This window comes from Streptomyces sp. NPDC050732 (assembly GCF_040654255.1).
In the GTDB taxonomy this organism is placed as follows: Bacteria; Actinomycetota; Actinomycetes; order Streptomycetales; family Streptomycetaceae; genus Streptomyces.
In genome coordinates, this window is record NZ_JBFAHP010000004.1 from 163242 (window position 1) to 188170 (window position 24929).

The 24929-nt window shown below is 71.2% G+C and carries 25 protein-coding genes; 10 read left to right on the plus strand and 15 right to left on the minus strand.

Features of this window, described 5'->3' with window-relative positions:
* The first annotated feature begins 58 nt into the window (after positions 1–58).
* The gene (locus AB0H82_RS05505) at positions 59–1390 is read left to right on the plus strand and encodes a phytase (RefSeq protein ID WP_362989075.1); all 1332 of its coding nucleotides are present in this window, start codon (positions 59–61) and stop codon (positions 1388–1390) included.
* An 81-nt stretch (positions 1391–1471) separates the two neighbouring features.
* Here AB0H82_RS05505 and AB0H82_RS05510 read toward each other — a convergent pair whose 3' ends face one another.
* The 3 genes from AB0H82_RS05510 to AB0H82_RS05520 form a co-directional block, all read right to left on the minus strand.
* On the minus strand, positions 1472–2071 hold the full coding sequence (locus tag AB0H82_RS05510; protein ID WP_362989076.1) for a hypothetical protein: 600 nt from the start codon (positions 2069–2071) through the stop codon (positions 1472–1474).
* 158 nt (positions 2072–2229) lie between these two features.
* Positions 2230–2433: a DUF397 domain-containing protein gene (locus AB0H82_RS05515; RefSeq protein ID WP_362989078.1), complete on the minus strand. Its 204-nt coding sequence runs from the start codon at positions 2431–2433 to the stop codon at positions 2230–2232.
* On the minus strand, positions 2433–3263 hold the full coding sequence (locus AB0H82_RS05520) for a helix-turn-helix transcriptional regulator (RefSeq protein WP_362989080.1): 831 nt from the start codon (positions 3261–3263) through the stop codon (positions 2433–2435). The genes AB0H82_RS05515 and AB0H82_RS05520 overlap by 1 nt, the downstream gene beginning before the upstream one ends.
* A gap of 155 nt (positions 3264–3418) precedes the next feature.
* On the opposite strand from AB0H82_RS05520, the gene AB0H82_RS05525 reads away from it, so the two are divergent.
* Positions 3419–3934, plus strand: a complete 516-nt coding sequence (locus AB0H82_RS05525) for an ATP-binding protein (protein WP_362989082.1) — start codon at positions 3419–3421, stop codon at positions 3932–3934.
* Here the strand turns inward: AB0H82_RS05525 and AB0H82_RS05530 are convergent.
* Complete coding sequence (locus AB0H82_RS05530) at positions 3838–5289, minus strand: MFS transporter (protein WP_362989084.1); 1452 nt, start codon at positions 5287–5289, stop codon at positions 3838–3840. The two genes, AB0H82_RS05525 and AB0H82_RS05530, sit on opposite strands and share 97 nt — an antisense overlap.
* Before the next feature lie 103 nt (positions 5290–5392).
* On the opposite strand from AB0H82_RS05530, the gene AB0H82_RS05535 reads away from it, so the two are divergent.
* Positions 5393–5785 carry a helix-turn-helix domain-containing protein gene (locus tag AB0H82_RS05535; protein ID WP_362989086.1) on the plus strand — a complete coding sequence of 131 codons (393 nt, stop codon included), beginning with the start codon at positions 5393–5395 and terminating at the stop codon, positions 5783–5785.
* A gap of 34 nt (positions 5786–5819) precedes the next feature.
* Here AB0H82_RS05535 and AB0H82_RS05540 read toward each other — a convergent pair whose 3' ends face one another.
* Entirely contained in the window at positions 5820–6788 is a 969-nt protein-coding gene (locus AB0H82_RS05540) for a MarR family transcriptional regulator (RefSeq protein ID WP_362989088.1), read from the minus strand.
* Between the two features lie 177 nt (positions 6789–6965).
* Here AB0H82_RS05540 and AB0H82_RS05545 point away from each other — a divergent pair, with 177 nt between their 5' ends.
* From AB0H82_RS05545 to AB0H82_RS05565, 5 genes are all read left to right on the plus strand, one after another.
* The gene (locus AB0H82_RS05545) at positions 6966–8087 is read left to right on the plus strand and encodes a serine hydrolase domain-containing protein (RefSeq protein ID WP_362989090.1); all 1122 of its coding nucleotides are present in this window, start codon (positions 6966–6968) and stop codon (positions 8085–8087) included.
* A 101-nt stretch (positions 8088–8188) separates the two neighbouring features.
* Positions 8189–8503, plus strand: coding sequence for a hypothetical protein (locus tag AB0H82_RS05550; RefSeq protein WP_362341359.1), 315 nt, complete (start codon positions 8189–8191; stop codon positions 8501–8503).
* Between the two features lie 5 nt (positions 8504–8508).
* Positions 8509–12936, plus strand: coding sequence for a DUF6531 domain-containing protein (locus AB0H82_RS05555; protein WP_362989092.1), 4428 nt, complete (start codon positions 8509–8511; stop codon positions 12934–12936).
* 327 nt (positions 12937–13263) lie between these two features.
* On the plus strand, positions 13264–13545 hold the full coding sequence (locus tag AB0H82_RS05560) for a hypothetical protein (protein WP_362989094.1): 282 nt from the start codon (positions 13264–13266) through the stop codon (positions 13543–13545).
* 73 nt (positions 13546–13618) lie between these two features.
* Positions 13619–14188, plus strand: a complete 570-nt coding sequence (locus tag AB0H82_RS05565) for a hypothetical protein (protein WP_362989096.1) — start codon at positions 13619–13621, stop codon at positions 14186–14188.
* Between the two features lie 59 nt (positions 14189–14247).
* Here AB0H82_RS05565 and AB0H82_RS05570 read toward each other — a convergent pair whose 3' ends face one another.
* Positions 14248–15060, minus strand: a complete 813-nt coding sequence (locus AB0H82_RS05570; protein WP_362989098.1) for an SAM-dependent methyltransferase — start codon at positions 15058–15060, stop codon at positions 14248–14250.
* Between the two features lie 68 nt (positions 15061–15128).
* Positions 15129–15881: a DNA-binding response regulator gene (locus AB0H82_RS05575; RefSeq protein WP_362989100.1), complete on the minus strand. Its 753-nt coding sequence runs from the start codon at positions 15879–15881 to the stop codon at positions 15129–15131.
* Between the two features lie 98 nt (positions 15882–15979).
* On the opposite strand from AB0H82_RS05575, the gene AB0H82_RS05580 reads away from it, so the two are divergent.
* Entirely contained in the window at positions 15980–16882 is a 903-nt protein-coding gene (locus tag AB0H82_RS05580; protein WP_362989102.1) for an oxidoreductase, read from the plus strand.
* 82 nt (positions 16883–16964) lie between these two features.
* A complete protein-coding gene (locus AB0H82_RS05585) occupies positions 16965–17504 on the plus strand; it encodes a hypothetical protein (protein WP_362989104.1) in 540 nt (179 codons plus the stop codon).
* A 19-nt stretch (positions 17505–17523) separates the two neighbouring features.
* On the opposite strand, the gene AB0H82_RS05590 is transcribed toward AB0H82_RS05585, so the two are convergent.
* The 8 genes from AB0H82_RS05590 to AB0H82_RS05625 form a co-directional block, all read right to left on the minus strand.
* Complete coding sequence (locus tag AB0H82_RS05590) at positions 17524–18351, minus strand: endonuclease (RefSeq protein WP_362989106.1); 828 nt, start codon at positions 18349–18351, stop codon at positions 17524–17526.
* A 206-nt stretch (positions 18352–18557) separates the two neighbouring features.
* Positions 18558–18980 carry a thioesterase family protein gene (locus tag AB0H82_RS05595; RefSeq protein ID WP_362989108.1) on the minus strand — a complete coding sequence of 141 codons (423 nt, stop codon included), beginning with the start codon at positions 18978–18980 and terminating at the stop codon, positions 18558–18560.
* An 87-nt stretch (positions 18981–19067) separates the two neighbouring features.
* The gene (locus AB0H82_RS05600) at positions 19068–19709 is read right to left on the minus strand and encodes a hypothetical protein (RefSeq protein ID WP_362989110.1); all 642 of its coding nucleotides are present in this window, start codon (positions 19707–19709) and stop codon (positions 19068–19070) included.
* Between the two features lie 92 nt (positions 19710–19801).
* Positions 19802–20695, minus strand: coding sequence for a TIGR03619 family F420-dependent LLM class oxidoreductase (locus AB0H82_RS05605; RefSeq protein WP_362989112.1), 894 nt, complete (start codon positions 20693–20695; stop codon positions 19802–19804).
* A gap of 69 nt (positions 20696–20764) precedes the next feature.
* Complete coding sequence (locus tag AB0H82_RS05610) at positions 20765–21370, minus strand: histidine phosphatase family protein (protein WP_362989114.1); 606 nt, start codon at positions 21368–21370, stop codon at positions 20765–20767.
* A gap of 121 nt (positions 21371–21491) precedes the next feature.
* The gene (locus AB0H82_RS05615; RefSeq protein WP_362989116.1) at positions 21492–22283 is read right to left on the minus strand and encodes a hypothetical protein; all 792 of its coding nucleotides are present in this window, start codon (positions 22281–22283) and stop codon (positions 21492–21494) included.
* 35 nt (positions 22284–22318) lie between these two features.
* The gene (locus tag AB0H82_RS05620; protein ID WP_362989118.1) at positions 22319–23611 is read right to left on the minus strand and encodes a VWA domain-containing protein; all 1293 of its coding nucleotides are present in this window, start codon (positions 23609–23611) and stop codon (positions 22319–22321) included.
* A 61-nt stretch (positions 23612–23672) separates the two neighbouring features.
* Positions 23673–24902 carry an FAD-dependent monooxygenase gene (locus AB0H82_RS05625; RefSeq protein WP_362989120.1) on the minus strand — a complete coding sequence of 410 codons (1230 nt, stop codon included), beginning with the start codon at positions 24900–24902 and terminating at the stop codon, positions 23673–23675.
* Between the last annotated feature and the right edge of the window lie 27 nt (positions 24903–24929).

Genomic DNA, 24929 nt, shown 5'->3' on the forward strand with positions numbered 1-24929 from the left:
ACGGAGAAGCCCCAGTCTCACGCAAGATCCATCCGTTCCCGGAACGAGGAGACACCGCGTGACCAGACATTGTCCGACCCGTCGAACGCGCCGCACGATCGGCTCGGTCGCTCTCGCCCTGACCACCGTGCTCGCGGGCACCGCGGCGACCGTCACGGCAACGGCGGCGACCGCCACCGCCGCCGACCCGCTGCCCGCGATCACGCCCCGCGCCGAGACACCCGTGCTCCACGACGACGACGCGGGCGGCAACGCCGACGCCGACGACCCGGCGATCTGGCGCGACGCCGCGAATCCGGCGCGCAGCCTCGTCATAGCCACCGCCAAGGAGGGCGGGCTGCGCGCCTACGACCTCGACGCGCGCCCCCTCCAGTCCGTCGCCGCCCCGCCGCCCACGGGACCTGACGACGCGCCGGGCCGCTTCAACAACGTCGACCTCGTGCACGGCCTGAAGCTCTCGACCGGCCCCGCCGACCTCGCCGTCACCAGCGACCGCGGCCACGACCGGCTGCGCTTCTACCGTATCGACCGCGACCGCCCCGGCGGTCCGCTCACCGACGTCACCGACCCCGCGGCGCCGCCCGTGTTCTCCGCCGGCCAGGACGAGATCAACGAGCAGCGCACCGCGTACGGCCTCGCGACCTGGCAGGACAAGGCCACCGGCCGTTCCTACGCCCTGGTCAGCCAGCGCGAGCGCACCAGCGTCGCCCTCCTCGAACTCACCCCCGGCCAGAGCGGCAAGGTCTCGTACCGCAAGGTCCGCACGCTGGACCTGCCGTCTTCCTTCCGCCTGCCGAACGGCACCTCGTGGTCCCCGTGCGGCGAGCCCGGTGAGCTCCCGCAGGTCGAGGGCATGGTCGTCGACCCCGACAACGGCACGCTGTACGCGGGCCAGGAGGACGTCGGCATCTGGCGCCTGCGCGCCGACCTGACCGGCACGCCCAAGCTGGTCGACAAGGTCCGCGAGTACGGCGTCCCCGGCGTCTACGACGAGGAGACCGAGGAGTGCACCGCGGGCACCGACCCCGGCTACGGCGGCCAGCGCATCTCGGCCGACGTCGAGGGCCTCACCCTTGTCAAGGAGGCCGACGGTGACGGCTACGTCCTCGCCTCCAGCCAGGGCGACAATACGTTCGCCGCGTACGACCGCGAGCTGAGCGACAACAACGAGTACGAGGGCGGCTTCCGCGTCACCCCCGCGGGCGGCACGCTCGACGGCTCCGAGGAGTGCGACGGTGCGGCCGCGCTGAACGAGCCGCTCGGCCCGAAGTACCCGAACGGCCTGCTGGTCGTCCAGGACGGCCACGACGCCCCCGGGGACGGCGACCGCCCCGCCACGAACTTCAAGTTCGTCGACCTCGGCAAGGTCATGACGAGCCTGGACGACTGACCTCCCGACGGAAAGCGCCCGGCCGGTGGATCTCGGCCGGGCGCTTTCCGGTCCCGCATGCCACCTGCTGCCCGTCAGCGGTCAGCAGGGGAGAGTGGTCTTGCCCGCGGCGCCTGTCGCGCCGGTGGTGCCGTTCGCGAACATCGTGGCGGCGGTTCCGTTGCCGCCGGGCTTACCGGGGCACACCGGGCTGGCCGCGCCGCCGGCGCCGCCCGTACCGCCCGTGTGGCCGCCGCTGACAATGGCCGCCCCACCGTTGCCGCCCTTGCCGCCGTTGATACCGGCCCCGGCGTTGCCGACGCCGCCCACGCCGCCCTTGCCACCGGTACCGCCGAGCTTGGCCTCGCCGCCGGAGCCGCCGATGCCGCCGTTGCCTTCGGCCCCGCCCGCTCCGCCCGTGCCGCCCAGGCCACCGACACTCGCGAGGCCGCTGGCATTGCCTCCGGCCCCTCCGTTGCCTCCATTGCCATTGGCACCCGCGGCGCCCCCGGTGCCGCCGAGGCCACCGATACCACCGAGGACCCCAACGCCGTTCGCCCCGTTACTGCCCGGAGCCCCGGCGGCGATGTGGGCCCGGGCGCTGCCCGACCCCGGCTGGGCGGAGGCGAGAGCGGGCGTCACGGTAAGGCCGGCTACGGCGATCGTGGCGATCAGAAAGGTCCTTGCAGTGGCTGTGCGCATGGAGCGCATGGTGTTACTTCCTTCGATTGTTCAGGCGGAGAGATACTCCGCCTGACACTTCTCAACCTAGGGAAGTACGGTGCGCTGCGCACTCCGCAAGATGATCGGATGGCCTTAAATGGACTGAATCATCAAACTTTGGCTGCAAAGTCCAATTTCTACGGAGTCCGCGAACGGGTGTCGGCGGCGGCGTATGTCACGAACTCCGCCCAGGCGCGGGGTTCCAGGGCCAGTTGCGGACCGTTGGGGCGCTTGGAGTCGCGAATGTGGATGGTGGTGGGGCAGGGGGCGATCTCTATGCAGTCGCCGTCACCGCCGCTGCTGTAGCTGCTCTTGAACCAGGCCAGTTCAGGGGTGCTCATTACGCTCCTCGCATCCGCTCCAGCAGGCTCACCGAATCCTCGAACGTGAGAGCCTGTGCGCGCATCCTGGCATACCGCATCTGGAGAACGCTGATCTCTTTCGGATCGGAGATGAGCTGACCGCTCCGCTGCCCCTCGGAGTACCCGAACCACTTGTTCTCCGGTGTCTCCAGCAGTTGGACAGGGCCGTCCAGCCCTGCGTGGCTCTTCTGGGCCAACGGCATGATCTGCACCTCAATGTTCCGGCGCTCCGCGAGCCCGAGAACATGGTCGATGAGTTCCATGGTGACTTCATGCCCGCCCATGCCGCGCAAGAACAGATGTTCCTCAAGGATGAAGCTGTAGGCGGTGTTCGGCCGTTCCGTGAGGAGCAGTTGACGCTCGACCCGCGCCATCAGCTGCGCCTCGATCTGCTCGTCTCCCAATGGCGGCAGCTGGTTGATGAACAGCGTCCGCGCGTACGCCTCCGTCTGCAACAAGCCCGGAATCAACCGGCACTCATACGTCGAGAGGGCCACCGCCTCCTGTTCCAGCTGGGCCCACCTTCGGAACCACGAAGCCAGCCCCCGCTGCCGGGACAGCTGATTCGCCGCCAGCCGCAACGTGCCGAACGCGTCCAGTGTGACCTCGCACTGGTCGACGAACCGGGGCGGCGGAAAGCGTCGGCCCTGCTCGATGGAGGCGAGGAAGTGGACCGAGTAGCCGATCTCGTGGGCGAGAGCCTCCTGCGTGTAGCCGGCGCGTTTGCGGAAACTCTTCAGGACCGCGCCGAAGGCCCTGAGCCCGTCGGTCGGTTCGGGCTCATTACTGCCCTGCGTACTTGACGACATCACGGGTATCCCCTGACGCTCGCTTACCGTTCCCCGTCAACCCGCCCATGGTCACGTTCGGTTACCCGTACTGTCCACTGTTTGTACTCGTACAGTTACGCAGCGTACGAGTTTCGTGGCTGGTGACGCCCCCGGCGCAAGGCCACGGTGGGCGCATGCCGACCCGAACCAAGTCGTCCACCGCCGCCGCCGTCCTCCACACCTTCGTGCAGCGGCTCAGTGCCACACCCCGGGGTGCCCGCCTGGCGAGGAGGCTGGCCAGGTACCACCTGGACGGCTGGGGCATCGCGTACGACAGTGAGCTCTCCGACGCGGCCGAGGCGATCGTCGCCGAGCTCGCCGCGAACGCCGTGACGCACGGGCGGGTGGAGGGGCGGGACTTCGAGCTCGCCCTGACGCTGTACGGGGACACGTTGCGGATCGAGGTCGCCGACACGCGTGCCGAACGTATGCCTCCGGAGACGCCGGAGCCCCCGGCGCCCGACGGGGAGTCGGGCCGGGGGCTCGTGATCGTGGCGGCGCTGGCGGCGGAGTGGGGGGTGTCGGGCCGGGCGGTCGGCAAGACGGTGTGGGCTCAACTGGCCCTGCCCGAGGCGGGGCGCAGCACGGTCGCGGCCAGGGCGAGGCCCGCCGCCGCGATGCCGGAGGCCACCCAGAAGGCGAGCCGGTAGCCGTCGGCCGTGGCGGCGAGGGCGGACGTACCGCCGTCCGTGAGGGATTCGGCGCGGCCCGCCGCCAGGGTCGTCAGGACCGCGAGGCCGAGCGAACCGCCCACCACCTGCGTGGTGTTGAAGAGGCCGGAGGCCAGGCCCGCGTCCTCCTCGGACGCGCCGCCCATCGCGAGCCCCGTCACCGCGGGCATCGCGGCGGCGAAACCGGCGCTGAGCAGCAGCATGCCGGGCAGGACGTCGAGGGCGTACGAACCGTCGGAGGGCAGCCGGCCGAGGAGCGCGAGGCCCGCCGTGATCAGGGCGAGGCCCGCGAGGAGCGCGCGGTGGGCGCCGAAGCGGCCGATGACCTTCGCGGAGAGGCCCAGCATCAGGACGCCGATGGTGACGGGCGCGGGCAGGAAGGCGACGCCGGTCAGCAACTCGCCGTAGCCGAGGACGCGTTGGAGGTAGAGCGCGCCGATGTACTGGAAGCCGTACATGCCGGCGATCATCAGCATCTGCACGGCGTTGGCACCGGTCAGGAGGCGCGAGCGGAAGAGGCGCAGCCTCAGCAGGGGGCGTGCCGCGCGAGCCTGGCGGGCGGCGAAGGCGACGTACAGGAGGAGGGAACCGGCGGCGAGGGAGAGGGTCGCGGAGGTGCTGTGCTCGGCGGTGGTGACGATGGTGTAGACGGTGAGCATCAGCGCGCCGGTGATGAGGGCGGCACCGGGGTAGTCGGCGCCGAACTCCCCGCCGCGGTGGTTCTCCCTGTCGTCGTCGAGTACGCGTACCGCCGCGATGAGAGCGACGACGCCGATCGGCAGGTTGATCAGGAAGATCCAGTGCCAGTTGAGGGCCTCGGTGAGGGCCCCGCCGAGGAACGTGCCGAGCGCCCCGCCCGCCGCGCCGACCGCGCTGAACACCGCGATGGCCTTGGCCTGTTCGCGCGGCTCGGGGAAGAGGGCGACGAGCATGCCGAGGACGACGGCGGAGGTCATCGCGCCGCCGACGCCCTGGAGGGCGCGGGCCGCGACGAGCACGCCCTGATCGGTGGCGACGCCGCACAGGACGGAGGCGGCGGTGAAGAGCGCGAGCCCGGACACGAACATCCGCTTGCGCCCGACGAGGTCGCCGAGCCGCCCGACGAGGAGCAGCAGCCCGCCGAAGGCGATGAGATAGGCATTGACCACCCAGGCGAGCCCGGCGGCGGAGAAACCGAGATCGCTCTGGATGGCCGGCATCGCGACGGTCACGATGTTGCCGTCGATGATGGTCATCAGGAGCCCGGAGGAGAGAACGGCGAGGGACGCCCACGGGGACGCCGGCGCGGATCGGGTGCCGGCCCCCGTATTGACCTCGGACACGGCTTGGGACATGGTGACGACCTCCATACTGGGCGCCTCTGAGCTGCAAAGGTGCACGACTTGTAACGGGGCTCATCGTGGATGACCATGAGGGCCGGCAGAAGGAGGCACTTTGATGTCCCAGGGGAACACCGGTGTTACCTCGCAGGTGGTGAACGCGGAAGCGTGCCCGGTCCGCGAAGTTATTGACAGGGTCGTGGGCAAATGGAGCGTCCCGATCATCATCGCGGCGGCCCACGGCCCGATCCGCTTCACCGAACTGGAGCGCGCCATCGACGGCATCAGCCGCCGCATGCTGACGCTGACCCTGCGCAACCTGGAGCGCGACGGCCTGGTGAAGCGGACGGTGCACCCGACGGTCCCGCCGAAGGTGGAGTACGAACTGACGCCGGTGGCCCGCGAACTGCACGGCACCCTGCTGTCGCTGACCGGATGGGCGGAACGCCACCGCGTCACGATCGCGGAGTCGAGGGCGGCGTACGACGAGGAGCGGGGGACCGGGGGGTGAGGGGACCGGGGGTGAGGGGTCCGGGGGGTGAGGGCTATCGGCGCAGTGCCGCGCGCTGGGCGGGGGTGAGCCGGTCGGGGTGGGACGTGACCTGGTACGCGCCGGAAGGGGTGCGCCGCAGCCTCAACGGGCAGGTGGCGCCCGGCTGTTGACCGATGGCGTCCACAGCGGTCGTGGTACGCGCCCGCGGCCAGCCGAGGGCGGCGGCGAGCTCGCCGATGGTGAGGGGCCGTTCCGCGTGGAGCAGGGCGGCGAGCACGGTGAGCGCGTCGTCGAGGAACGCGATGGCCGGCGGTCCTGTCATGTCCCGGTGGGCCTGCGCGAAGAACCTGCGCATCCCCTCCAGCCGCGCACCCGTCGCAGTCTCGGGGCCGAACAGCTCGGCGCCCTCCCGGGCGGTCTCGGCCCACACCGCGTTCTGCTCCGCGCTGGTCAGCCAGGCACGGAGCCAGACGCCGTCGTCGATGACGTAACGCTCGCGGCGCCGGCCGGGCTCGTGCTCGTACTCACGGGTGAGGATGTCGAGCCCCGCGAGGTACCCCACGGCCTTGGACACCGAGGCCGGGCTGATCCCCAGGCGCCGGGCGAGCTCCGCGGCGGTCTGCGCGCCGGACGGCGTGGTCACCAGGCAGGCGAGCACTTTGGCGGCCGTGCGGGGGAGTCCGGTGCCGATCAGCACGGCCGTGAACTTGTCGAGGTAGGCGTGGACGGCGTCGGGTGCGCTCCCGGGCGGGACGGGGACTTCGGCGTCGGTGCGGGGGGTGTTGGCGGACGGCGGCGTGGGTCGGCGCGGCCGGGGCGGGCGGTTGCGCCGGCGCCAGGCTTCGGCGCGGTCGGCGTGCTCCGCGCGGTAGCCGCCGGGTCCGTTGTTGCGGGCGACCTCCCTGGTGACGGTCGAGGTCGGCCGCCCGATGCGCCGGGCGATCGCGGTGTACGTCAGCCCCTCGGCGAGCCCCGCCTCGATCTCCTTCCGTTCCCCAGCGGTCAGTCTGCCGCCGCCCATGTCATCCCTTCCGCGTTGCGTTAGCTGTCACCGTCGACGCTACAAGATGCGAAGAACCCGTGGTTTTCAGGGAGTTCCCGTATCTGAACCGCTCGCTCGGGCATATGCGCAACGTAGCTTTCAGGTATCGCGAAAGAGTTACCAGGGGGAACCCGAGGGAACCAGGAGGAACACCACATGAAAGACGCCGCTCCAACGGCGCGCGTCACGCACCGGCGCCGCGACCACGGCGCCGCCCAGTGTGTGCTCGACGAAGCCGTGCGGGAAGGGGGCGTGCCGGGCATCCTCGCCCAGGTACGCGACGGCGGCGGCCACTGGACAGGCACGGCGGGAGTCGCCGACACCCGGACGGGCCGGGAGCGCGGCCCCGAGGACCGGTTCCGGATCGGCAGCATCACCAAGACCTTCACCGCCACGGTGGTCCTGCAACTGGCCGCCGAGGGCCGCCTGGCCCTGACGGACCCGGTCGAGCGATGGCTGCCGGGCATACTCACCGGAAAAGCCGCCCACGACGGCACGACCACCACCGTCCGGCAACTCCTCGACCACACCAGCGGAATCTTCAACTACACCCACGACCAGTCGGCCCTGCGCAGCCAGGAGAGCTGCACGCCCGAGGAACTGGTCGCGATCGCCGCGTCCCACCCGGCCGACTTCCCGGCGGGAACGGGCTGGGCGTACTCCAACACCAACTACATCGTCGCCGGAATGATCGTCGAGCGCGTGACGGGCCGCACGCTGACCGACGAGATCGCCGACCGCATCACCCGACCGCTCCGCCTCACCGGCACATCCCTGCCACTCGCCACCGACCCGACGCTCCCCTCACCCCACGCACGCCACTACACCAGACTCTTCTCCCCCGACCCGGACGCACCGGTCCACGACGCCACGGAACTGGACACGACCCCGTACTGGGCGGCGGGCGGCATGATCTCCACGGTGGGCGACCTCACCCGGTACTTCGGCGCCCTGCTCGGCGGCCAGCTCCTCCGCCCGGAACAGCAGCGCGAACTGCTCACCATGGTCCAGACACAGAACTGGTTACCCCGCTCCACCTACGGCTGCGGCGTCTCCCGCCTCCTCCTGCCCTCCGGCACAGCGGTCTGGGGCATGGGCGGCGCCCTCTTCGGCTCCTGGTCCTACGTCTACGGCACCCGAGACGGCACCCACATGCTCGCCGTCAACATCAACGCCGACTGGACGGAGGGCCGTTGGCAGGACCCCATCGGCATCTTCACCGACCTCCTGGAGGCCGAGTTCAGCTACGGCTGCGCACTCGGCTTTGCGCTGCCATGACCGAGTAAATACATTCCGCTTACCCGTTACGACTACTGTCTGCCGTTGGCTTGTGCACATCGCAACGCGCGGTATCGGGAAGTATCGGGGGACACGCGGCCGTGGGAGACCTGGGCAAGGACTCGGAGTCGATAGCGAAGGCGGCGCCGCTGCTGCGCAGGGCGCCGCATCACATCGCAAAGCCGCTGCATGACTTCAAGGCCGCCTCGCACGACCTGTCGGCGCTGGGCGCCCTCGGCGCGCTGATGAGCGCGACCGACGACGTGCGCGAGGGCATGGAGACACTCGCGGAGGTCGCGGCGGACCTCGTCGACGAGTGGCACGGCGAGGCGAAGCTGATGACCGACCTCTCCGAGGCGTTCGACGTACTCGACGTGCTGCTCGAAGCCGCCGCACGCGGCAAGAAGCAGGGCTGAGCCCCGTGGTCGACCTCAACCCTCTCCACTACATCAACAAGTTCAACCACATGGCCGGCGACAGCATGGCCAGCATGATGGAGTTCCTGGGGATCTCCGACCCGGCCGTGGACCCGGACGGGGTCCGGGAGATAGCCAAGAAGTGGCGCTCCCTGGCCAAGGCCGTGGACGCCTCCGTCAAGGACGCGGAAGCCGCGCTGCGGGACGTGACCTGGGAGGGCAAGACCGCCACCGCCTTCAACAAGCGGGCGAAGAAGACCCGTTCGCAGGCGACGAAGATGGCGGACTCGCTGCGCGACGGCGCCGACGCCCTCGACAAGTACGCCGATGAATCACACGAACTGCTCACCGAGCTCAACGTCATCATCGTCGAGATCATCGAAGTGGAGATGGCGGGCCTGGCCCTCTCCGTCCTCACCGGCGGCGCCTCCGCGGTGGTCGGCAGCCTCGCGGCAGGCGCGCGGTTCGCGAAGGCCATGGCCCTGATCGGCCGGATCGAACACGCGGGTTCGGCGATGGCCCGCACCATCCGAGCGGTTCTCGAAGTCATCCGCGGTCTGCGCCGGGCCCTCAAGGCCCTCAAGGAGATCAAGACGATCGCGCGGGTCGGCAAGATGGCGGGCGAGGGCGCGAAGTTCGCCGCGCTGGACACCCTGCTCAAGGACCCGTCGACCTTCAAGGACCCCGGAAAGCTGGCGGAGACCCTCGCGCTGGGCGCGGCACTCGGCGTCGGCGTGGGCAGCCTCGGCACACTCCTCGGGAAAGGCCTCGGCAAGCTCAAGCCCAAGGATCTGTCCAGGCTGCGCGGCGCCATGAAGCTCAACTGCGCCTCCTTCGAGCGCCTCTCCCTCCGCCCCGGCTTCGACAAGCTGCCCGCCTCGGTGCGCAACGCGCTCAAGAAGTTCGTCCGCGACCCGATCGACGTGGCGACCGGCGACATGGCGCTGACCCGCACCGACGTCCGACTGCCCGGCGTCCTGCCTCTGACCTTGGAGCGCACGCACCTCTCCTCCTACCGCTTCGGCGGCTGGTTCGGCCCGTCCTGGGCGTCCACCCTGGACCAGCGGATCCAGGCCGACGAGAACGGCTTCGTCTACGCCGCCGCCGACGGCGCCCGGCTCTGCTTCCCCGTGCCCGACGCGGAGACCGGCGAGGCGGTCCGCCCCGACACGCCCGGCTCGCGCCTGACCCTGTCCTGGGCCGACGGATTCGACGGCGCACTGTGCGTCACGGACCCCGACAGCGGCCTCGTCCAGGTCTTCCACAGTCCGGTCCCGGCCGCCGCCGGCGAAGCGGTCGACGTCCCGCTCCAGTACGTCGAGGACCGCAACGGCAACCGGATCACCATCGAGTACGACGAGGGTGACATCCCCGCGGCGGTGACCCACTCCGGCGGCTACCGCATCGCCCTGGACCGCGACGAGACCGACTCCCGCATCACGGCCCTACGCCTCCTCGACCCGTCGGAGCCGTCCGCCCCCGGCACGACCCTGCTCACCTTCGGCTACGACGAGTCCGGCCACCTCACCGAGGAGACCAACTCCTCGGGCCTCCCCATGCGTTACACCTACGACCCCGAGGGCCGCATCACCTCCTGGACCGACCGCAACGGCACGACGTACTGGTACACGTACGACTCCCGTGGCCGAGTCACCACCACCGGCGGCACGGGCAACGCCCTGGCCTCCACGCTCACGTACGAGGACGCGACGCACACCACCCGCGTGACGGACTCGCTGGGCCACGTCCGCGTGTACGAGCACAACGACGCGTTCCGGCTTATTCGGGAGACGGATCCGCTGGGGCATGTGACGGAGCAGGAGTGGGACGGGGAACTGCGGCTTGTCGGGGTGACGGATGCGCTGGGCCGGGCAACCCGCTATGCCTACGACCGGGACGGGCGCCTGACCCGCGTGACTCGACCGGACGGCAAGGACTCCTTCGTCGAGTTCGACGAGTCGGGCCATCCGGTACTCACCATCGAACCGGACGGCTCCCGTTGGATGCGGGAGTACGACAGTATCGGCAACCCCGTGGCCGTCACCGATCCCGAGGGACGCACCACGCGATTCGTCTACGACTCGGTGGGCGGCCTCGCGGAGGTCACGGACACCCTTGGGCACACAGTCAGGGTCCGCTGCGACAGCGCGGGGCTGCCAATCTCGGTGACGAACGCGCTGGGAGCTGAGAACACCTATGAGCGGGACGCGTTCGGGCGCCTCGTCGTCCTGACGGATCCGCTCGGCGCGCGGACCCGCCTGGAGTGGACCGTCGAGGGGAGGCCTGCCCGACGCATCGCGGCCGACGGCTCCCAGGAAACGTGGATCTACGACGGTGAAGGCAACTGCACGCACTATACGGACGCCAACGGCGGCGTAGCCCGCTTCGAATACACCTGTTTCGACCTCTTGGCGGCGCGCACCAGTGCCGACGGAGTGCGCCACGCCTTCACCTACGACAGCGAACTGCGGCTCACCACAGTCACCAATCCTCAGGGGCTGACCTGGGACTACGAGTACGACGCCGCAGGCCGCCTGGTCGCGGAGTCGGACTTCGACGGTCGCTCGCACCGGTACGCGAACGACGCGACGGGCCACCTGACTCATCGGACGACCCCGCTGGGCGAAGTGATCCGCTACCAGCGCGATGTGTTCGGACAGGTGACGCGGAAGGACGCCGCCGGCGAGATCACCGACTTCACTTACGACACGGCGGGCCGCATGCTGCGCGCAGCCTCGCCCGGCGCGGTCGTCGAATGGTGCTGGGACGAGAGGGGCCGACTGCGCGCGGAGACGGTCGCGGGCAGGGAACTGAGCTACGCCTACGACGAACTCGGTCGCCGCACACACCGCACGACGCCGTCCGGAGCGGTGAGTACATGGGCGTACGACGCGGTCGGCAACCGCACCGAGCTGACCACGGGCGGGCGCCGTCTGCGCTTCCAGCACGACGCGGCAGGCCGCGAGGTCAGCCGCCACGTCGGCGACAGCCTCACGTTCACCCACACCTTCGACGAAGTGGGCCGACTGCGCGTCCGATCCGTCGAGGGCCCGGACGGACGCGGCATCCGGTCGCGTACCTACCGATACCGCCCGGACGGCCACCTGACAGGTGTCGAGGATCCGGCGAACGGCGCCCGCGACTTCGAGCTCGACGCGGTCGGCCGGATCACGGGTGTCAGTGCCCGGGGATGGCGCGAGACATACGCGTACGACGCGGCGGGCAACCAGACACATGCCTCTTGGCCCGCCACGCAGCCGGACGAAGAGGCTCAAGGGCGACGTGAGTACGCCGGGATGACGCTCCTGAGGGCGGGTGGCGTCCGGTACGAGTACGATGCCGCGGGCCGCGTCGTACTCAGTCAGAAGACTCGCCTGTCGCGCAAGCCGGACACGTGGCGGTACACATGGGACGCGGAGGACCGGCTCACGTCGGTCGTCACTCCGGACGGGACGCGCTGGCGATACACCTACGACCCCCTCGGGCGGCGTATCGCCAAGGAGCGGATCGGCGGCGACGGGAAGCAGGTCGCCGAGCGCGTCGACTTCACCTGGGACGGCACGACGCTGTGCGAGCAGACCACGCGGGGTGACAGCTTCCCTTCTCCTGTCACGCTGACGTGGGACCACGACGGGGTACGCCCGCTGGCCCAGACGGAACGCATCGCAGCGGAACACATCGACGACCGCTTCTACGCCATCGTCACCGATCTCGTCGGCACCCCGACGGAACTGGTCGACGAGCACGGGGACATCGCATGGCGCACGCGCTCCACCCTCTGGGGCGCCACGACGTGGGCAGCCGACAGCACCACGTACACACCGCTCCGATTCCCGGGCCAGTACTTCGACCCGGAAACGGGCCTGCACTACAACTACTTCCGGCACTATGACCCGAGTACGGGCCGCTATCACTCTCCGGACCCGTTGGGCCTGCGCCCCGCGGACAACGCCTTCACGTACCCGCACAACCCATGCACCTGGTCGGACCCGCTCGGTCTCGCACCGGAGTGCGGAGACGCCGACGTCCCGCCGAGCAACTGGGTGCCGGACGAGGACTATTCGCCGGAGGAGATCGCGCGTCGCATCGCGGGCAACGAGGACCGCAAGAAATGGCTCGCGACCCCGGACGACATCCACAAATTGGTGGACGACATCGTCAAGAACCCCAACAAGGAACAGCGTTATACCGGACCGGCGGGCAACCGCGTGGCCGACAATTATCGCGGCGGGAATTCTCGTGCCGGACAGCGGTGGAAGGGCCAACCCATTTATGACAACGGAAACCCGTTGAGTCAGGCACGAGTTGTGGTGGACCGAGACGGCAACATCGCCTACTTCGGCAGGCGCAAGGACGGCTCACACAACTATGACCAGGTCTTGCCGTACCCTTGGGCGAAGGCGCAGCCGCGGTCCGGCCAGGCAGGCCCCTGATCACACACTCTTCGAGGAAATGGCGTGCGGGAAGTAGAGCTGAAGAATTCGCTGGCCAAAGCCGGCCTGCGTTATCTGGGGTTGGTGGACGTGTCCGCGCCGCTGATGCCTCCGTGCCTCGCATTCTGTGCGGATTCCGTGGAAACCGGCGGCGAGGAATGGGCTGTGAGCGTGGCATCCGACGAGCCCGACCTGCGGGAAAAGGTGGACCACGGGTGGTACTTGCTCAGTGCGGACCAAGGGCTTTTCCCGATGGACGACCCACAGTTCCTGATCGCTGTCGGCGCCAGGGAAACGGTGCCCCGAGAGCCCTTGAGGTGGGCACGGGTGACCCTGACCGGGCACTCCGACATCGCGGGCGCCGGTGCCGAGGCGCGGGTGACGGGGCGCGGGGCGGGCCACATCGACTTCGCGATGCTCTCCCTCGACGGCACCGTCGTCGTGCGAGGAGTGGAGGGGGAGGAGTGGACGGACTGTGTCCTCCTGAAAGACCCACACCGCCTCCCGTCGATGCGGGAGCTCGGCGCCCGCATGGCCGCGTCGCCCGAGACACCGCAGGAGACGCGGGAAGCCCTGGAGCGCTGGCTGCGGCACACGGCCGTTGACTGACAGGGGCGGGACCGCGAGAGGATCCGACGATGCCCGGGGCCTTCGGCGCCGTGATGGATGAGGCGGCACCGACATGATGCACGAGACCGAGGACATAGAGCAGGAAAGGCTCCGCGTCGCCCGACGGCCCTCCGTCCAGGACGCGCCCCCGGTGCTGTGCTGGTTCGACGTCACCCCCACGGTGCCCGTCGGCACGTACACGGCCCGGCTGCGCGCGGTGCTCGACGTCGCTCTGGGGATTGCCCTCTCCGCGGACTTCGGTGAGGAAGAACTGCCCGCGGACTCCGTCCCCGGGTGGTTCGCCGCCGTGAGCGGGCCTCGCTTCGCGGAGGCGCCGGAGTTCGCGCGGCGGGGCAGGGAGCGGTACGCCGCGGAGATCCGGGGAGGGGACTGGGAGCTCCACACCTGGCTCCACGAGTTCGACCCCGACTCCGAGAGCCGGGGCTGGGCGTGGTGGGACCTGACGCACTCGAAGGGCGACGGGACGGCCCGGATCTGGGTGGACACCTGGGGCGAGTCCTTCTTCGCCTGCGACGAACTGCGCTGGCTCGCGTACGTCGCGGGCTCCGACAGCGTGAGCGGGCCGTGTCTCGCCAGGGCCGGGAGATGGCACGAGGCGGTCCACGAAGACGAGCACTCCTGACGCCCGGGCGTCGCGCTCAGCCGGTGACGGCGGCTGGAGCGCGACGCCCCGGGGTCCCGTTACGCCTTGCGGCCCACCGCCCCATACGCGTCGACCGCCGTCGCGTCCTCCGTGTCCGGGCGCCACCGCGTGACCTGGACGACTCCAGGGTCCAGCAGGTCGAGGCCGGTGAAGAAGGCACCGATCTCGTCGACCTCGCGGACGTAGTAGGGGATCGCGCCGCTCTTGTTGTACTCGTTCGACGCCGCGATCATGCCCTCGCTGGTGGCCGTGGAGTCGCTGATGACCAGGTAACTGCCGGACGGCAGGCCCGACATGAGGCGGGACACCAGGTCGCGTGCCTGGTCGTGGTCGGCGACGTGACCGAGGGTGTTGAGGATGATCAGGGCGACCGGCTGCGAGAGGTCGAGCGTCTTCGCGGCCTCCGCCAGGATCGCCTCGGGCTCGTAGAGGTTCGCGTCGATGTACGCCGTCTCGCCCTCGGGCGTGCTGGTCAGCAGGGCCCGCGCGTGGGCGAGGACCAGCGGGTCGTTGTCGACGTAGACGATGCGCGCGTCGGGGGCGGCCCGCTGCGCGACCTCGTGCGTGTTGTCCGCCGTTGGCAGCCCCGTGCCGATGTCCAGGAACTGCCGCACGCCCCGCTCCGCGGCCAGGTGGCGCACCGCGCGGCCCAGGAAGAGGCGGCTGGTGCGCGCCACGTCGACCAGGCCGGGGAAGATCTCCTTGATGTGGTCCCCGAGCTCCCGGTCCTTCTCGTAGTTGTCCTTGCCGCCCACGAAGTAGTTCCAGAAACGCGCCGAATGCGGCGTGCTGGTGTCGATGCGCGCGCGTATGTCGGCGGCTGAGCCGAGCTGGGGGTCGTGATCTGACACGGGAGCCTCCTGGCCACGTCAACGTACCTTCACCTGTCGCCGTACCGGACGGTCCGACGATCAAGCGTTCAACGATCAAGCGACAATCTAGACCGCCCGGAGTCCGCCCGGTCGCCCGCCCCGCCCCAGATGCCGGAATCCAACTCCCGGGCCCGCAGACCGGCTTGGAAACGGGACGTCGCACCGAGCGCCGCCATGACCTCGGCCACGCGCCTGCGGTACGTGCGCAGCGACATGCCGAGGCCGCGCGCCGTCACCTCATCGGTATGGCCCGCGCCCAGCGCCCGCAGGATCCGGCGCGCCTCCTCGCCCAGGGCGGGAGGCCGCGTCCGGCGGAACTCGTCGAGGTCGGTGGCCGTCTCCCAGGCCGCGTACACCAGCGCCCTGACCCCCTCCACGGCGACCGGCGTACGGATCACCGTGAACGTCCGCACCCCCCGCACCGGCGCCCCGGCGAGGATCGCCACCCGCCGGTCGATGACGATCGCCTCATGGGCGAGCGGCGCCGTCGAGATGCGCACCTCCGCCCCGGAGTCGGCGATCCGGACCAGTCGCGCCTCCGACCCGGCGTCCGCGAGCGCGCGCGGCGTGTACAGCTTCCGCATCGTCAGGCCGCCCGGCACGAGCGGCGGGCGCCTGCCCCCGGCGAACGCGGCGTTCACCCCCGGCGAGAAGGTCACCAGGTCCGCCGCCGCGCACAGGAATTCCTCGCGGGCGCCGGTGAACAGGTCCCCGGCCCGGCGCACCAGTTCTCGTTCGCCCCGCAGGGACACGACCTGGTCCGTGTTGCCTGTGCTCCGTGTGCTTCTTGTGCTCGCCATCGTGGCGACAGTCTGTGGCGCGACACGCAAGGGGTCAACGGTGGCAGCAAGTGGCCACGTGTTCGCGCGCGGCGGGCGGGCGGCAGAGGATCTGGCGCATGACGACCACGGACCGGACCACGGATGGCACTTCAGTCGGCGCCGCCGCCGCGGCCGGGCAGTACCTCATCGGCGGTGAACTGCCCGTCCACCGCATGGGATTCGGCGCGATGCGGCTCCCCTCCGCGCACTGGGACGGCCCCGCGCACGACCCCGACCGCGGCATCGCCGTGCTGCGCCGCGCGGTCGAGCTCGGCGTGAACCACATCGACACGGCGGCCTTCTACTTCTACGAGGACATCGCGGCCAACGACCTCATCCGCAAGGCCCTGCACCCCTACCCCGACGACCTCGTCATCGCCACCAAGGTCGGCCCCGGCCGCTTCCCGGACGGCAGCTGGATGAACCCCGCCGACCCGGCGGAGCTGCGCGCGGCCGTGCACCGCAACCTCCGCGAGCTGGGCCGGGACCACCTCGACCTGGTCTACCTCCGCTTCCTGCGGACCGACGGCCCCGGCGAGGACCGCTTCGCCACGCTGGCCGCCCTGCGCGAGGAGGGCCTGATCCGCCACCTCGGCGTCAGCAGCGCCACCCCCGGACAGTTCGCGGAGGCCCAGGAGATCGCGCCCGTCGCCGCCGTCCAGAACCGGTACAGCCCGCTGACGCGCGAGCACGCCGAGCTGGTCGACCTGTGCGCGGCGCGGGACATCGCGTACGTCCCCTACTTCCCGTTCGGCGGCGCCGGAGCCCCCGACCTCTCGGCACTCCGGCGCGTCGCCGACCGGCACGGGGCCACACCCGCCCAGGTCACCCTGGCGTGGCTGCTCGCCGTCTCACCGACGACGCTGGCGATCCCGGGGACGTCGTCCCCGGCCCACCTGGAGGAGAACGTGGCGGCGGCCGCGCTCCGGCTCGGTGCCGAAGACCTGGCCGACCTGGCCGAACTCGCCGGACCCGTCTAGGCCGTCGGGTACCCCGGCCCGGCCGGGGTACCCGGGGAATCGACCCGACACCACGGTCGTCGATTCCAAGGAGGCACCGGCCGTGCACGGCTTAAAGCGTTGGCTCGACCGCAGCCTGTTTGCGCAGGCACTGCTGCTCTTCCCGCCCGGTGTGGGGATCACCGCACTGTTCCGGCCGGACGCACACCCGGTCCGATGGCTGATACAAGGCGCGATCTACACCGGGGCCGCCCTCGCCTGCCTGGCCTTCCAGCGTCGCAGGATCAGCCGCGCCGTCGGCTCGGACCCGCACACGGTCGCCGATCTCAACGGCAGGATCCGGCACCGCGAGGTGCCGGGCGACCCCGGCGAACGGGCGACGATGCGGCGCTTGGTCACCGCGTACGAGAGGCAGCTGGAGCGGTCGGAGCGGTGGCTTCCGTACTGGCTGGGCTGCATCGGACTCCTCGCCGTAGCCGCGATCGTCCTCGGAGCAGCCACCGGCTCGCCGGCCTTCTTCCTCTTCGCTGCCGGTGCGGGCGCGTTCTGCTACTGGATCCACTGGACGCGACGCCGCAGCAAGGAACGCTGCCGGTTCATGCGCTCGGCCTTGCAGGAGCGGAAGAACGAACCGGTGGGATGAGTTCCACGTCAGGGAGAGGTCACCAGACCTCCTCCACCCACTCCGGGTGGTCGATGAACGGGTTCCTGTTGTGCTGGAACCTGTCGAATATGACCTGGTTCCGGTTCTTCTCGAACGTGTCCGGCGGGTCCTCGGCGCTCCACTGCTTCAGGACCGACAGGCGGCCGATGGCGGGCGCGCTGCCGTTGTCCACCCGGTCGTTGGGCTCCAGGTCGGGGAAGCCGTTCTCGCCGTCGTAGCGGACGGCCATGTAGAGGATCATGCGGGCCACGTCGCCCTTGACGGCGTCGCGGGGCTCGAACGAGTCGCCGTCGGTGAGGTTGCCGGGGGCTCCCGCCACCGCGCCGCCGCCGTTGTCGAAGTCCTTGTTGCCACGGATGCTGTTGACCGTGACGTCCTCGGGGCGCAGGTGGTGGATGTCGGTGCCGGGTCCTGTCGCCGTGCCGAAGTCGCCGTGGGACTTGGCCCACACGTGCTCGCGGTTCCAGTCGCCCTGGTCGCCGCCGCTGCTGCTCTTGCTCCGGGAGGTGCCGGTGTAGAGCAGGATCACGTTCGCGCTGTTCGCCGGGTCCTCGTCGGTGGTCTTGAGGGCGTCCCAGACCTTGTCGTACGAGAGCTTCGTCTGCTCACTGATGATCGTGTGCAGCGCGGACTTGAGCTCGGGGCCTGTCTTGCCGAGCGCGTCCTTGTAGTACGTGTCGTCGTAGGCGCCGACGGCGGCGGACGCCGAACCGGAGGCCGAACCGGACGCGGTGGCGGTGGCGGTGGTCGGCATGGTGATGCCGACCAGCAGCGCCGCGGCGGTCAGGGCGAGGGATTTCCAGCGGTGTACACGCGGGACGGGCATGTGGGGGGTGTCCTTTCCCGGAGGTCTCGCGCGCCACGCGCCCGCCAAAGGACACGCGGTCTACGCGAGTTGACCAGTCAACAACCGGGAGAGTGGCACGGATGTGCGTACGACTGTGTGAACGTCGTGGGGCGGTCGGGTAACGATGTCATGCACACGGCGCCATGCATACGGCGCCATGCACACGGCGCCAGAAGCCGGGCGGATCAGAGGCCTAGCGCCGCCGGGTCGGCCGCCAGCGCCCTGAAGTACTCGCGCGGGTCCGCCACCAGCCGCCGCTCCTTGAGGTCGAGCAGCCCGCTGACGGAGGTGACCGTCGCGGCGACCGTGCCGTCCGCCTTCGTGATCGTCTGCTCGACACCGAAGGTCTTCCGCTCGCCCCACACGAACGCGCACGTCACCGTCGTCTCGTCCCCCGCGCGCAGCTCGCTCCGGTAGCGGACGGTGCTCTCCAGGACCACCGGGCCCACGCCCTTGTCCAGGAGGTCGGTCTGCTCGATGCCGGCCTCGCGCAGCAGCGACCAGCGGGCGTGCTCGGCGTACTGCAGGTAGACGGCCTGATTGAGGTGGCCCTGCGTGTCCGTCTCGTACCCACGGACGCCGACGCTCACGGAAAACGGCAATGACACGGGATCCCCTTCGACGCTCTTCGGTTTCGGTGCGTTCAACTCGGCCGGCCCGTACGGCATTCCGGGCGGCCCGGCTGCCCCGGTGCCTCACTTCCTGCGGGGCGACGCGAGGACATAGCGGGAGCGGCCGCCCGCGCGTGGCTCCGCGTGCTCGCTGACCTGCCATCCGGCCCGCTCCAGGGCCGCCCCGCACGCCCGCAGCCCCTCCTGTGTGGGCTCCCGCACGGCGACGGCCTCCGGCTGCGGTGTCGCGTCGACCCGGTACCCCTCGGTGCCCGGGCCCGCGGGGCGGCAGCCCGCCGCCTCCAGGGCCAGCGCCGCGGCCCGCACGAGGTGCGTGCGCTCCCACGCGCAGGGGCGGTCCCTGGCCCCGTCGGCGTTCGTCATGCGGCGCAGCTCGACCAGGCCCTCCCACGCGCTGCGCACCTCCCGCGCGCGGGCGGGGCCCTCGACGGCGTGCGGTGCCGTCTCCGCGCCGGTGCGCGCGGCGAACCCCTCCGAGGCCGTGGGGGCCGGCGACGGCTCCGGAGCGGCGGCGCCCGGGGTGCCCTCCTCCCGTACGCGATGACCGGCCGGGGTCAGGAACCACGCGTGCGGCGGCCGCGGATGGCGGAAGGCGAGGCGCGCCCGCACCAGGGCCGTCAGCTGGGCCTCGGTGCCGGAGAGACGCCCGGTCTCCGGGTCCGCGGCCTCGACGATCCGTCGCTGGGCAGCTGTCAAAGGCTTCACCCCACGCACCCCTTCCCCTTGCCCGGCCGGTTCCGTCACCTGATACCGATGGTGCACTGTGCCACTGACATCGGGCCCCGGAGCCGCTGACCTCAGGGGTTCGGAGCCACCGACATCAGGAGCTCCAGGACGCGGCGGTCGTCGGCCGCGTCGGCCCGTTCCGCCGGGCTGCCGGGGTACGTGTCCAGCAGTACGTCCGTCGCGCCGAGCTCCGCCAGCGTCTCCAGGTCGCCCCGGATCTGGTCGGCGCTGCCGTGGCCGAGCGGACGCTCCGGCGTGTCCTGCCGCTGCCCGAGCCGGATCTGGAGGCGCGGCACCAGGTCCGGGACGGGACGGCCCGCGGCCTCCGCCTCCGCCGCGATGCGGGGCAGCGCCTCGGCCAGCAGCGGCAAGGTCGGCATGAACGGGTGCCAGCCCTCGCCCAGGCGGGCCGCGCGGCGCTGCGCCGCGGGGGAGTTGCCGCCGACCCAGACGGGGAGGCAGGGGCTGGTCGCGGGGGCCGGGGCCGTGCGGACGCCGTCGTACGCCACATACTTGCCGTGGAAGGACGTCGGGTCCTCGCGCCACGCGGCACGGATCGCGGTGAGGTACTCGTCGGTGATCGCGCCGCGCTCGCGGAAGGGCACGCCGAGCGTCTCGTACTCGGCGGCCGACCAGCCGACACCGGCGCCGAGGATGAACCCGGCGGCGTTCAGCCGGTCCATGTTCGCGGCGAGACGCGCCGTCTGGAGCGGATGCCGGTAGGGGATCACGGTGATCGTCGTGCCGAGCCGCAGCCCCGGCACGCGCCCCGCGAGATGCGCGGCGAGCACGAACTGGTCGTAGAACGGCGCCGGATAGACCTCGTGGACGTCGGGGGTCACCGCGATGTGGTCGGAGATCATCGCGAACTCGAAGCCGAGTTCACGGGCGTCGGTCGCCTGCCGCACGAGCGAGTCGGGGGTCGTGCCGGAGCCGAAGTTGAGGAGATTCACGCCGTATCGCATGACCGCAGTCTTGATGATCATCGTCGCGCCTGTCGAATGCCACGACCGCGGATCACATGGCCGGGCAGGTCACTTCAGCAGTTGGGGGCGGAGGTTCCAGCTCGCCACCACATGCCGCCGGTGCTCCGTGCTCAGCCGGCTCACGGTGCCGGTGGCGAGCAGGAACATCGAGCCGCCGGACGCGGGCAGGCCCAGGCGGCGGGCCGCGAGGACGCGCAGGAAGTGACTGTGGGCGAAGAGGACGACGCTGCCCTCGTTGTCGGCGAGCGCCGCGTCGACCTTGGCCAGCATGCGGTCGGCCCGCTCGCCCACCTGCTCAGGGCTCTCGCCGGGATGCTCGGGCGGGCCGGGCGCCACACCGTCCGTGAAGAGGTACCAGTCCGGCCGGGTGCGGTGGATCTCGACGGTCGTGACGCCTTCGTACGCGCCGTACTCCCACTCGCTCAGGTCCGGGTCCACCCGGGCGGAGCCGAAGCCGGCCAGCTCCGCCGTCTCCCGCGAGCGCTGCCGCGGGCTGGTGAACGCCGCCCCGATCCGGAACCTGCTGATGAGGGGGGCCAGCGAGCGGGCCTGCTCCCTGCCGTTGTCCGTCAGGGGGATGTCCGTCCAGCTGGTGTGCTGTCCCGAGAGGGACCACTCCGTCTCGCCGTGCCGGACGAGGAGCAGATCACCCATGGTCGCGCCGTTCCTGTTCTCCCGGTGGTGGCGGGCCGTCCGGCACCGCCACCACCGAGCCTGCCACGCCGCCCGGCCTCCGCGCCCGGCGGGACCCGGCAAGCGGGCGTGACACCCCGTGCTACATGCCCTGCGGCACCCGGGCGGGCCGTCCCGAACCACGCGTCAGCGCGTAACCGCCGACGCCCGCGAGCGCCGCGAGGACACCGCCGGCTGCCGTCCACAGCCAGCGCGAGGACCACCAGCCGCCCGACCAGCCGTCCTCGGGCTCCACGGCGGCGGTCCGCCGCTGGTCCGAGCCGTCCGCACCCGCGCCAGGCACCAGCGGCTCCGCGAGCGCCCCGTCCACCGCCTGCGCGCCGCCCGCGTCGGTCGTGGTGACCTTCGCCTCGGCCCGCACCGGCAGCCCCAGGTCGTCCGCCTTGAGGTCGGTGACCGTGAGCCGCAGGTAGTAGGTGCCCGGCAGCGGATCGTTCGCCCACTGCTCCGACCAGGACCTGACGGTACGCAGCGTGCAGGACAGCGACACCGACGAGACGTCCTGGGCGGCCGTCTTCGTGGGCGTGCCGAGCCGGCAGGCCTGGCGGCGCCGCAGCCCGTCGTACACGTCGACCTGCCAGGTGGACGCGGCGTGCCGGGCCGCGGCCTCGGGCAGCTTCACCGTCGCGTGCACGGTGGCGCGCTGCCCGGTGTCCACGGGGAACGCCCAGTACAGGTAGTCACCCGTGGACGCCTCCGCCGTGGCCTGCTGGTCGGGGCGGATCGCGGTAGCGGTACGGAAGGACGTGCCCGCCTCCGTCACCTTCTCGGGCGTCTCGCCGTCGGCGGCGGCGGAACCGGCCGCCCCGGTCAGCGCGAGCAGGGCGGCACCGGTCGTCACCGCGAAACGCCGCACCACACGTGTCGTACGCATCGGTCGGTCCGTACGCATCAGTCGGTCCGTACGCATCAGTTGGTCCTCCAGACCGCGAAGCGCCAGCGCGAGAGCCAGCCCCAGACCAGACCGGCCAGGAAGCCGACGAGGACGAGCACACCGAGCAGCCACCAGCCGTGGCCGAGCCCGAAGGAGGCGACGTCCGACGCCTCGTCGGGGGAGTCCACCAGGTCCACGGCGAGCTCGACCGGCAGGCCCGGCGCGGTCTTCGCGGAGGCCGGCGCGGAGAACGAGTTGCTGACGCGCAGACAGACGGTCTCGGAGGTGGCTTCCTCCTCGTCGTCGTCCGCCTCGGGCGTCGGGTGGCGCAGGCCCGTCGAGATCACGTCGGTGCGCCCGTCGCCGGACTCCTGGCCCCGCACGATCTCGCGCCCCCGCGGCGTCTCGGCGCGCAGCAGCACGCCGTAGTCCTTGTTGACGGCACGGTCGGCCGCGACGCTCACGGAGGCGCGCAGCTCCTTGCCCGCCGGGACCTCCACGCGGTACCAGCGGTGCTCGCCGAACTTCTCACGGTCGGTGTAGAGACCCGACTTCAGCTCGGGCGCCTCGGTGCACCGCGCGGCACCCTTCACCGCCGCGGGCGTGACGACCGGATCGGCCGCCCGGTCCACCAACTGCTTGACGCGGCCGGAGAGTTCGTCGGTGTGCCGGATCGACGTGTACGTGCCGCCGGTGGCCTCCGCGATGCAGCTCAGCTGGTCGCGGGTCTTGGCGTCCGGCACCAGGCCGAGCGTGTCGATGGTGAGGTGGATGCCCTTGGCGGAGATCTCCCGGGCGACCACGCACGGGTCGAGCGGCCGGCACGTGTCCTCGCCGTCGGAGATCAGCACGATGCGGCGGCTGCGCTCGGCGTCGTCCTTCGTCAGGTCGTCGGCAGCTTTGAGGAGCGTCGGGCCGATCGGGGTCCAGCCGGTCGGCGCGAGCGTCGCCACGGCGGTCTTCGCGTCGGTGCGGCCCGCCTTGTCGAGCTGCTCCACGGGGTAGAGCAGCTCGGTGTCCTTGCAGCCCGTCCTGCGGTCGTCGCCGCGGTAGTTGGCGCCGAGGGTGCGGATGCCGAGCGCGACCTCGTCCGGGGTCGCGTCCAGGACCTCGTTGAAGGCCTGCTTCGCGGCGGCCATCCGGGACTTGCCGTCGATGTCGCGGGCCCGCATGGAGCCGCTGACGTCGAGGACCAGCTCGACCTTGGGGGCGGGCTGTGCCGGTTCGTCGTCGTCATCGGCGGCGGCGGGGCCTGCCGTGACGAGCCCGGCGGTCAGGGCGGCGAGCAGGGCCATGGCCCAGGCCGCCGGCCGTTGTCTTGTGATCATCGCCGGATACTATTGATCTTCGTGGCGCATCCCCAAAACGGGGCCGGAACAGGTCCGCGGGTCAGCGCCTGAGCTCCCGGCCGCCGAACGCCCCGGTGCCGTCCGCCTGCTTCCACCAGGCCTCCGTCGCCGCCTGGTCCATGGCCCGCCAGTCCGGGGTCGCCTGGACGAGCGCCCCGCCGAGCCGCCGCCCCAGGTCGACCATCGAACGGCCGGAGACGGTCCGGTCGGTGTCGTACGCGGCCAGGGCTTCCTCCCACGTGCCGGCCGAGGTGAGGGCGGCCTCCAGGACCGTCGCGTCCTGCAGCGCCTTGACCGCGCCCGCGCCGGTGTGCGGCCGGGCCACCGCCGCCGCGTCGCCGGCCAGCAGGACGCGGTCCGCCGTGCAGCGCGGCGCGGTGAAGTCGTACATGGGCTGGAGGAAGGTCTCGTCGGGCGCGGTCTCCCGCAGCAGCGCGCCCCAGTAGGGCGGCAGGAGCTCGTCGGCCACGTACGCGAGGTGGGTGGCGAGCGCCTCCGTGAGGCCGCCGGGCGGCAGGCTCGTGGGGCCGGTGAGCCGCAGGTCGAGGCCGAGCCCGAGGTCGAGCCCGGGGGGTGGGGCGGTGTACAGGACCCAGTTGACGCGGTGGCCGCCCGTGCCGTCCGGAATGCGGTAGATGATCGCGTGGCCGCCGGGGAAGACGGCGTACACGCAGTCCTCGTCGGCCCACGGCTCCGGATCGCTCAGCCGTGCCTCGGGGAAGGCGCCGCGCCAGGCGAGATACCCCGCGTACGCCGGACGTACGTCGCCGAAGAGGGCCGCGCGGACCGCCGAGCGGTAACCGTCGGCGCCGACGACGAGGTCGTGTTCCGTGCTCCCGGCGTCGGTGGTCACCTCGACGCCCCCGTCGCCGGGACGCACCGCCCGCACCGTCGCGCCCGGGCGGAAGTCCACGCTCCGGGGCAGACGTCCGCGCAACTCCCGCCACAGCGGGCCCCAGTTGTACGTACGGAAGGGGAACGGCAGCACGGCGATCTCCCGGCCCAGCGGGGACACGGCCGCGTCGTCCCGCACATACCAGCGCCGCCGCACGAGCTGCACCCACGCCATGCCCGCGTCCACATATCCGGCCGACTCCAGCTCCGCGTAACGGGAATCGTGCATGGCCAGCCCCACGCCGCGGTCCGCCAGGTCTCCCGCGGCGCGCTCGTACACGGTGATCTCGTCGGCGCCACCGCGGTGCGCGGCCAGCGCCGCGGCGCACCCACCGATGCTGCCGCCCACGACGGCGACGCTGCCTCCACGCATCATCCCGCCATCCTGGCAGCCGCGGTGACC